A 9751-nucleotide genomic window follows, 5' to 3' on the forward strand; every position below is an offset into this window, starting at 1 on the left:
GAAGGCCATTCGCGCGCGGCGCGCAGCCGCTTCGACGACGACCGCTATTACCGTTCGCGGAGCAGCCGCTATGACGACGACGACGATCGCGGTGGACGCGGCCGTGGCCGCGGCGGATGGTTCGGCGATTCCGAAGGTCATGCCGAGGCGGCGCGCGAGCGCTGGGACGAGGACAATCGCGGCTACCGCTCGCGCGGCGGCCGCTACGATGATGACGACGACGATGATCGCGGCCACGGTCGCGGAGGCTGGTTCGGCGATCCGGAGGGTCATTCCGAGGCGGCGCGCCGTGCCGCGCGTTCGCGCAGCCGCGATGAGGACGACGATGATCGCCGTGGGTCGCGCCTGCGCGGCAGCAGCCACGGCGGCTGGTTCGGGGATTCCCGGGGCCATGCCGAAGCCTCGCGTCGCGGCTGGCACAACCGCCGCTAGCCCGGAAAGCAATCCCCAGATGGCCCGCCGATTGGCGGGCCATTCATTTGTGCCGCCGACGGCCGTGATGAGCCGGAAATCGTACCGAGCTTCACGATCTCATCGGCTGTCGCATTCACGTTCTTCCAGGCAGGAACGCCAAAGCCGAAGCCACGTTCATCCGGCGCCGATCGCGAGGAGATGCTGTTGCCGAGCAATCGCCCGAAAGTCCGCAAAGCCACCAAGCCGAAGGCCGCTGCCAAGCGGCACGCCCCAACCGCTCGACGCCAACCAACCGAGGCTGACATGATCCATCCCAGCAAGAATCCGCCACCGTCGCCGGCTCGCACCTCGGGGCAGACGACGGCTGGAGACAAGCCGCCCGCCCCGCGCCAGGAGACGGACAAGACCCTCGATCTGGCCGGCGACACGGCAGCGCCCAGCGAGTTGCTCACGACAAATCAAGGCGTCGGGGTGAGCGACGACCAGAACTCGCTGAAGTCGCACATGCGCGGGCCAACCCTTCTCGAAGACATCCTGATGCGTGAGAAGATCACGCACTTCGACCACGAGCGCATTCCCGAGCGCGTCGTTCATGCCCGCGGTGCCGCGGCGCATGGCGTTTTCGAGGTCTACGAGAGCCAGCAACGGCTCACCATGGCGGCGCCGTTCCAGGATCCGGCGGTGAAGACGCCGGTATTCGTGCGCTTCTCGACGGTCGCCGGCTCGCGCGGATCGACGGACACGCCGCGTGATGTCCGCGGCTTCGCGGTGAAGTTCTATACGCCGGACGGCATCTGGGATCTGGTCGGCAACAACATGCCAGTGTTCTTCATCCAGGACGCCAACAAATTCCCCGATCTCATCCACGCGGTGAAGCCCGAGCCCCATAACGAGATTCCGCAGGCACAATCGGCGCACGACACCTTCTGGGACTTCGTCTCACTCACTCCGGAGAGTGCGCACATGCTGATGTGGTTGATGAGCGATCGCGCCATCCCGCGCAGCTTCGCCACGATGGAAGGCTTCGGCGTCCACACGTTTCGCCTGGTCAACGCCGAAGGTATGTCGCGCCTCGTGAAGTTCCACTGGAAGCCGGTCAAGGGGGTTTGCTCTCTGGTCTGGGAGGAAGCCCAGCTGATTTCCGGCAAGGACCCTGATTTCAATCGCCGCGACCTGTACGAATCGATCGAGCGCGGCGACTATCCCGAGTACGAGCTGGGCTTTCAGGTCGTCGAGGAGACCGACGAGCACAAGTTCGGCTTCGACCTGCTCGACGCCACGAAGATCATTCCCGAGGAGCTGGTGCCGGTGATCAAGGTCGGCAAGCTGACCCTCAACCGCAATCCTGACAATTTCTTCGCCGAAACCGAGCAGGTGGCGTTCCATACAGGGCACGTCATACCCGGCATCGACTTCACCAACGATCCGCTTCTGCAGGGACGGCTGTTCTCCTATATCGACACCCAGCTTCGCCGGGTCGGGCCCAACTTCCACGAATTGCCGATCAATCGCTCATTGCGCCCGGTTGACAACAACCAGCGCGACGGCTTCGCGCGCACCATCATCAACAAGGGCAAGGTCTCCTATTTCCCCAACAGCCTGGGTGGCGGATGCCCCATGCACTCGCCGACCGCCGCCGCCTTCCGCTCGGTCCAGCCGAAGGAGGCCTCCGGCCCCAAGGTGCGCGAGCGCAGCCCGAGCTTCGCCGACCATTTCAGCCAGGCGACGCAATTCTGGAACAGCATGAGCGACTGGGAGAAGGACCATATCGCCGCCGCCTTCGCCTTCGAGCTTAACCAGGTGGTCGACGAGCCGGTCCGCGCCCGCACCATGAACGAAATCCTGGTCAACATTCACCGCGACCTCGCGAACATGGTCTCGCGGGCGACGGGCATCGTGGTTGCGCCGGTCGGCACCCCGGACGATCCGACCCCGTCGGCGCCTACGCCCGCCGGCCCCTTGAACAGGGATGCTGCGAGCCTGAAGTCACCGGCCCTCAGCATGGACAAGCCGCCGCCCAGCATTGCTGGCCGCAAGGTCGCCATCCTCCTGGCCGACGGCGCCAATGCCGACGAAGTGGAGGCGGCAATCGCCGCCCTCGTCGAGGCCGCTTTGGTTCCAGAGACGATCGGTCCGACAGCCGGGTCGGTGCAGGCGGCCGGCAAGGCGATCAAGGTCAACCGCGCCGCAGCCAACGCCCCCTCGGTGGTCTACGACGCGGTGGTGGTGCCGGGTGGAGTCGCCGGCAGGCTCGCCACGATGACCTTGGCGCAGCGCTTCCTCCACGAAGCCTATCGCCACGGCAAGCCGATCGCCGTTGCCGAGGATGCCAGAGGCCTGCTGCAAGCCGCCCAGGTGCCCGCTGATGCCGAGGGTCTGGCGACCGGAAACGGCGCTGCGCTCGTCTCTCGTCTCGTCGAGCATCTTCGTCGTCACCGCTTCCCCCGCCGCGTGCCGGCGCTCGAGCCGTCATGACCGATTCGCGGAGGGCTGGCGTGACCGGAGGGCCATGGATCGCAATCCCCCAACCACATGCTACACGGGCGTGCTGGCGCAGGGCCCTGGCCGGACCGGTTTCAGGGAGGGACAACAGGCGCGGATAGTGCAACATGCTCGCCGGCCAACAGTAGAGAGAGCCGGCGATGGATTTCGACCTCGTATTGCGCGATGCACGCCTTTCCGACTTCGGGCCGGACCAGCCGTCCATCGACATCGGCGTGAAGGATGGGCGTATCGCGGCTCTCGCGCCGGGGCTCGGCGGCACGGCGCGGGAGCAGATGCAGGTGGGCGGCCGGCTGGTTTCGGCCGGTTTCGTGGAGACGCACATCCATCTCGACAAATCGTGCATCCTCGGCCGCTGCGAAGGCGAGACCGCGCGCTTCCCGCACCGCGCGATGGAGCGCACGTCCGCCGTCAAGCACACCTTCACCGTCGAGGACGTGATCGAGCGGGCAAGTGGCACCCTGGAAAAGTGCATCTCGCACGGCTGCACGCGCATGCGCACCCACGTCGAGGTCGACCCCAAGGTCGGCCTGCGCGGCCTCGAAGGCGTCAGGGCCCTGATCGAGCGCTATGCCTGGGCGATCGACCTCGAGATTTGCGTGATGCCGCAGGAGGGCCTGACCAACAACCCGGGCACCGACGAGCTCATGATCGCCGCCCTGAGGAACGGCGCGACCGTCGTCGGCGCGGCGCCCAATTACGACACTGACCGGCCGGCGCAGATCCGCCGCGTCTTCGAGATGGCGCGCGAGTTCGACGTCGATATCGACATGCATCTCGACAGCGGCGCCTCGGCCGAGGAACTCGACACGCTGCTGGTGTGCGAGCTCACGGAAAAGTACGGCTGGGGCGGCCGGGTCGCGATCGGCCACGTCTCCAAGCTCGCCTCGATGCGCCAGCCCGACATGGACAAGGTCGCCCGGCGCATGTCCGATGCCGGCGTCGCGCTCACGGTGCTGACGGCAACCGACCTCTATCTCGGCGGCCGGCACACCGACCACAACGTGCCGCGTAACGTCGTCGACGCCAACCGCCTGGCCGAGCTGGGCGTCGTCTGCTCGATCGCCTCGAACAACATCCTCAATCCCTTTACGCCGTTCGGCGACGGCCAGCTGCTGCGCCAGGTCAATCTCCAGGCGATCGTGACCCAGCGCGGCTCCGACGACGAGGTGCGCGCCGCCTGGGACATGACGACCTCGGCCGCCGCCCGGCTGATGCGGCTCGAGGACTACGGCATCGCTGTCGGCGCGCCGGCCGATCTGGTCGTCCTCGACGCCCCCGACCCGGTCACCGCGTTGCGTACCGTGGCCCCGGTCCTCGCCGCCTACAAGCGCGGCCGCCGCACCGTGACCCGCGAGCCGGCACGCCTGCACCGGCCATAGGGGGTCAAGCGCCGGGAGCGCGCCACTCCGATGGCGCTCAAGGGATCTGTGATCGACCAGAAGAGCGCCATCGGAGTGGCGCGCTCATAGGCGCTAGCTTGACTTACAAAGGGACCTCACCCTGAGGAGCGGCCTGGAGGCCGCGTCTCGATTCGGGCGAAGTAACCTTCGCCCTTTGGTCGGCAACAAATCCGATGTTGCAACACCGCTATTCCAGCGATCTGGTCTGTCGCGCATCCTTCGAGACGGTCGCTACGCGACCTCCTCAGGATGAGGACTTTGCTGGACCGGCCAAAGTTAGCGCCCATGAGTGGCGCGCTCCCGGCAATGAGCATCATTCTTCTGGACGGTGGGCGCCCCGCCCGCTCGTTAATCATGAGCGGGCGGGACGCCCGCGGTCCGGAAGAGCATGAGCTACGCCGCCTTGCGCCGGTCCTGTGCGGTCGCGGCGGCCAGCACCATCTCGGCGCACTTCTCGCCGATCATGATGCAGGGTGCGTTGGTGTTGCCGCTGGTCAGCGTCGGCATGATCGAGGCGTCGGCGACGCGCAGGCCCTGGATGCCGTGCACCTTGAGCTCGTTGTCGACCACGGCCATCGCATCGGCGCCCATCTTGCAGGTGCCGACCGGGTGATACGTCGTTTCGGCATTGTTGCGCACCCAGTCGAGCAGCTCGTCGTCGGTCTGCAATGTGGCGCCCGGCGCGATCTCCTCGCCGGTGATCTCCTTGAGCGGTGAGGTCGCCATCAGCTCGCGACCCTTGCGGATGGCGGCGAGCAGGCCCTCGCGGTCGGCGCGCGCGGACAGGAAATTGAACCGGATCGCCGGCGGCTCGGCGGGATCGGCGGACTTGATGTGAATCGAGCCGGTGCTCTCCGAACGCAGGACGTTGATGTTCATGGTGATGCCGCGGCGGCGTGCGATGCGGCGCTCGTGTCCGACGCGCTCGTAGAGGAACGGCAGCACCGAGACCGTGGCATCCGGCGTCTCGAGCCCCGGTCGGGTGCGAAAGTACATGCGGATCGGCACCGACGTCGTGGCCAGGAAACCTTCGCCCCACAGCGCGTACTTGATCGCCTCGCGGGCGAGCCGCCAGCCGCGTGCATTGTCGTTGAAGGTGGCATTGCGCTCGGTGATGGCGAACTTCACCCGCGGCGAATAATGGTCGCGCAGATTCTCGCCGACACCTTTCAGCTCGTGGACCGGCGCGATGCCGAGGCCGCGCAGCAGCTCGCCCTGGCCGATGCCGGAAAGCTCCAGAAGCTTGGGCGAATTGATCGAGCCGCTGCTCACGACCACCTCGCGCGCGGCGCGCGCCTCGCGCCTGGCGCCACCCACGGCGTAGCGCACGCCGACGCAGCGCCTGCCCTCGAGAATCAGCGTCTCGGCCATCGCGCCCTTCCCGATCACGAGGTTGGCCCGCCCGCGCGCCGGATCGAGATAGCAAAAGGCCGTGCTCTGCCGCCGCCCCTTGGCGATCGTCACCTGCGACATGCCGATGCCCTCCTGCGTCGCCCCGTTGAGGTCGGGGTTGAAGGGCAGACCGATCTTCTGTGCCGCCTCGATCATCTTCTCGAGCAGCGGGATCTTGTGGCGCGGCGTGTCGGTGATGCGCAGCGGCCCCTTGCGGCCGCGCAGCTCGTCCGAGCCGCCGTCGTAATTCTCCATGCGCTTGTAGACCGGCAGCACGTCCTGCCAGCTCCAGCCGCGATTGCCGAGCTGCGCCCAATGGTCGTAGTCCTGCGCCTGGCCGCGGATGTAGACCATGCCGTTGATCGAGCTCGACCCGCCCAGCATTTTTCCGCGAGGAACTTCAATCCGACGACCGCCTGAGCCATCGTCGGGTTCGGCGCTGAAACACCAGTTGACGGCGGGCAGGTCGATCATCTTGGAGACGCCGACCGGGACGCGCGACCAGAAGTAATTCGACTCCTCGGTGCCGGCCTCGAGCAGCAGCACGCGGTAGGCGCCGCTCTCGCTCAGCCGGGCGGCGAGCGTGGCGCCCGACGAGCCGGCGCCGACGACGATGTAGTCATAAGGCTCTTCAGCAGTCGGCATGGCGAGGCGCTCCTTCGTGGCAAGCTTGACCCGGCTGTCGCGGCCGTGGCAAGGCCGCGGGCGGCGGCGCTTCCTGGACAGCCGCACCGCGGTACGGGAGACGACCATGGAATTCGACGTCATGACGCGCGCCACCACGTGGGATCGCGTGGCCGACCTGGCGCGCCGCACCGAGGCGGCCGGATTCTCCGGCATGCTGTTCACCGAAGGCCACCAGGTGCCGTGGATGAACATCGCCGCCGCGGCGATGGCGGCGCCCTCCCTGCATTTCTCGACCGGCATCGCGATCGCGTTTGCGAGGAGCCCGATGATCTCGGCCGAGATCGCCTGGGAGCTGGCGCAGAACACCCGAGGCAAGTTCCGGCTCGGGCTGGGCAGCCAGGTCAAGGCGCACATCACCAGGCGCTATGCCAGCCCGTTCGACAAGCCGGCGCCGCAGATGAAGGACTACGTGCAGGCGGTGAAGGCCTGCCTGTCGGCGTTCCGCCGCGAGGGTCCGCTGCAGCACGACGGCCCGTACTACAAGCTCTCGCTGCTGACCGAGCAATGGACGCCGTCGCGGCACGACTACGAGGACGTGAAGGTCGACATCTCGGCGGTGGGCCCGATCATGGTGCGGGTGGCGGGCGAGGTCGCCGACGGCATCCACGTCCATCCCATGCATTCGATGCACTACATCAAGAACCGACTGCTGCCCGGTGTCGCCGAGGGCGCGGCGCGGGCAGGGCGCGATCCGTCGAAGGTCGACCTGATCGTCCCGGTGATCGTGGCGGCCGGCGATACGCCGGAGGAGCGCATCGTGCCGATCAGGGAGGCGAAGACGACCATCGCCTTCTACGGCGCCACGCCAAACTACGCCTTCCAGTTCGACGACCTCGGCTATACCGGCATGCGCGACCAGCTGCGCGATTGCCTCCGGTCGGGCGACAGTGCGCGCAGCGAGGCCCTTATCACCGACGAGATCCTCGACCAGTTCGCCGTGGTCGCGCGCTGGGACGACGTCGCCGACCGCATGATCGCCCGCTACAAGGGAATCGCCTCGCGGCTGGTCATCTACCTCGCCTCGCACTGGCGCGAGGTCGATCCCAAGACGCTGGCCCGCTGGGGCGAGATCGCACGCGCCGTGCGCGAGGCGGCGTAGGCTCATCGTCTTCCGGACCGCGAGCGTCCCGCTCGCTCTTCGGCGCGCCTTGCGCGCTCATGAATGGTGCACTGCGTGCGCCAAGCGAGCGGGACGCTCGCGGTCCGGAAGAAATGAACTACTGCGGCAGACGCGCCATCAGGACGGAGATATCGCGGGCCATCTCCATTGCCTGCTCGATGTCGAGACTCGCGGCACGGTGGAAGGTACGCTTGGTCTGGGCGACGAACTCGCCGTTCCATTTGGCGATGGTCTCGGCCATGGCAAGCGCGGCCGTCTGGAGCTGATCGTTCGCAACGACGCGATTCACCAGGCCGAGCTCGTAGGCGCGCTGCGGCGTGATGTTCTCGCAGAGCAGCAGCAGTTCGAGGGCAATCTTCTTGCTCATCACGTGCGCCGCGTGCGCCGAGACGGTCGAGGCGGTCAGTCCCGCCTTCAGCTCGGGATAGCCGAAGCGCGCGCTCTCCGCCGCCACGACGAGATCGCTGCCGAACGCCAGGCTGCAGCCGGCGCCCAGCGCATAGCCGTGGACCGCGGCAATGATCGGCTTGTCGATGCGCGCGAGCAGGTTGAACAAGGCGACGCTGTCGTCGGCATGGCGCACCAGGTCCCTGCGGTTCTCCGTCGTCAGCACGCGCGGCGTGGAGGTGTCCATGCCAGCGCAGAACGCCCGTCCCGAGCCCGCCAGAATCACCACCGACACGCCGTCGTCCGTCTGCGCCGCGCCGAGGGCACCGGACAGCGCGTGCACGAGATCGGCGTTCAGCGCATTGAGCTTGGCCGGGCGGTTCAGGGTCAGCAGCCGCACTGCGCCGCGATTCTCGATCAGCAACACCTCGTCCATCGACGGTCCCTTCCCGATGCCTGGTCATTCGACTCAGATGTTCGCCGTCTTCGCGACCTTCCGCCACGCCCCGATCTCGCTCAGCGATGCCGGCGGTCGGCAGGCGGCGGTGGTGGTTCATCTCTTGGACTTCATGGGTCTCCCATCCTGACGCATCCTGGCGCAGGGAGCGGCGTCGGCAAGTTGTCTGCGGCGTCGCGCGGGCTTAGGGTTGCAACCAGGATCGAACCGTGAAATCGCAGCACCTCCTCCGTTTCTCCTGGGCCGTCGGGCTCACCGCCGTTCTGCTTGCCGCAACCGTGCGCGCGCAGATCATTCCGCCGGCCGAGGACATCGCCGCGCAGGTGCGCACGCAAGGCCATCCCTGCGAGGGCTCGGCGAGCGCGCTCAAGCTCGTCAAGCAATCGTGGCCGGACGAGCCGGTGTGGATCCTGACCTGCACCAACGCGACGTACCGGGTGCGGCTGATCCCCGACATGGCCGCGAAGATCGAGCGGCTGCAGTAGCGGGCTTGCCTGCGTCGCGTGAAGGAAGCGCGTGGCCGCGAGCGCGCTCATGCTCTTCCGGACCGCGGGCGTCCCGCCCGCTCATGCGTCTTTGCTGGGAGCGCGCCACTCACTGGCGCTAACTTCAGAACTCCTGACATAGGCGGTTGTGGTACCCGAAAATGCTGGAGTTTTCGTTGGTGGGGTGGCATCGAAAACGTGTTCTGCTCGCGAGACAAGAGGGCCTTCGGCATCGGCTGCGGACCCAAACGTGTCTGCTCTCGCAGGGCCGGACATTCCCGCATTGGCCTATGTCAGGAGTTCTGAACTTTGCCAAAAGAACGCGTCATGCGCTGGGAGCGCGCCACTCCGATGGCGCTCTTCTTGGTGATTACACATCCCATGAGCGCCATCGGAGTGGCGCGCTCCCAGCAAAGTGGCGACGTCGATGGGCAAAGTTAGCGCCTATGAGCGCGCCACTCCGATGGCGCCCAATATCTTCTCCACCCCCAGCTCCGCTGAGGAGGTGTCCGCGTCTTCGCGGACGGAGGGGTCATGATTCATGAGATCCATGACCCCTCCGTCGCCGTAAGACGGCGACACCTCCCCAGCGAGAGCTGGGGGAGGAGAAGATCATGGGCGCCATCGGAGTGGCGCGCTCCCGGCGCACGAGGCGCGAATCAGTCCAGGCCGGCGCGGCGGAAGGCGTCGAGGTAGTGCGCGCGATCAACGTCGCGCTTGATGGGAATGTGCTCGGCGAGCCAGGCCAGCGAGATGTTGGGTTGGGCGCGGCGCAGTTCGCCCAAAGCGGCGCGCGCTTCCTCGTGCCGGCCGGCCATCGCCGCCGCCGCCGTCAGCACGCGGTGGGCGCCGACGAAGTCGGCCTTCAGGCGCAGGCCCTCGCGCGACAGGCGGATCGCCTCCT

6 protein-coding genes and 2 pseudogenes are annotated in these 9751 nt (G+C 67.0%); 5 read left to right on the top strand and 3 right to left on the bottom strand.

The features are described 5' to 3' along the window. From AB7O82_RS23910 to AB7O82_RS23920, 3 genes and pseudogenes are all read left to right on the top strand, one after another. Positions 1-432: pseudogene (locus AB7O82_RS23910) on the top strand (hypothetical protein); the annotation flags it as partial. Between the two features lie 285 nt (positions 433-717). After that, on the top strand, positions 718-2889 hold the full coding sequence (locus tag AB7O82_RS23915) for a catalase (protein ID WP_428620316.1): 2172 nt from the start codon (positions 718-720) through the stop codon (positions 2887-2889). A 167-nt stretch (positions 2890-3056) separates the two neighbouring features. Continuing rightward, complete coding sequence (locus AB7O82_RS23920; RefSeq protein ID WP_428549750.1) at positions 3057-4298, top strand: amidohydrolase family protein; 1242 nt, start codon at positions 3057-3059, stop codon at positions 4296-4298. A gap of 414 nt (positions 4299-4712) precedes the next feature. On the opposite strand, the gene AB7O82_RS23925 is transcribed toward AB7O82_RS23920, so the two are convergent. After that, entirely contained in the window at positions 4713-6356 is a 1644-nt protein-coding gene (locus AB7O82_RS23925; protein WP_428549748.1) for a GMC family oxidoreductase, read from the bottom strand. A 106-nt stretch (positions 6357-6462) separates the two neighbouring features. On the opposite strand from AB7O82_RS23925, the gene AB7O82_RS23930 reads away from it, so the two are divergent. Then, the gene (locus AB7O82_RS23930) at positions 6463-7497 is read left to right on the top strand and encodes a TIGR03617 family F420-dependent LLM class oxidoreductase (protein WP_428549746.1); all 1035 of its coding nucleotides are present in this window, start codon (positions 6463-6465) and stop codon (positions 7495-7497) included. 118 nt (positions 7498-7615) lie between these two features. On the opposite strand, the gene AB7O82_RS23935 is transcribed toward AB7O82_RS23930, so the two are convergent. Next, a complete protein-coding gene (locus AB7O82_RS23935) occupies positions 7616-8341 on the bottom strand; it encodes an enoyl-CoA hydratase/isomerase family protein (protein ID WP_428549744.1) in 726 nt (241 codons plus the stop codon). Between the two features lie 230 nt (positions 8342-8571). Between AB7O82_RS23935 and AB7O82_RS23940 the strand changes: the two genes are divergently transcribed. Beyond that, complete coding sequence (locus AB7O82_RS23940) at positions 8572-8847, top strand: hypothetical protein (RefSeq protein WP_428549742.1); 276 nt, start codon at positions 8572-8574, stop codon at positions 8845-8847. Positions 8848-9506: 659 nt separating this feature from the next. Here AB7O82_RS23940 and AB7O82_RS23945 read toward each other — a convergent pair. Beyond that, positions 9507-9751: pseudogene (locus tag AB7O82_RS23945) on the bottom strand (hypothetical protein); the annotation flags it as partial.

This window comes from Reyranella sp. (assembly GCF_050185545.1).
Classification (GTDB): domain Bacteria; phylum Pseudomonadota; class Alphaproteobacteria; order Reyranellales; family Reyranellaceae; genus Reyranella.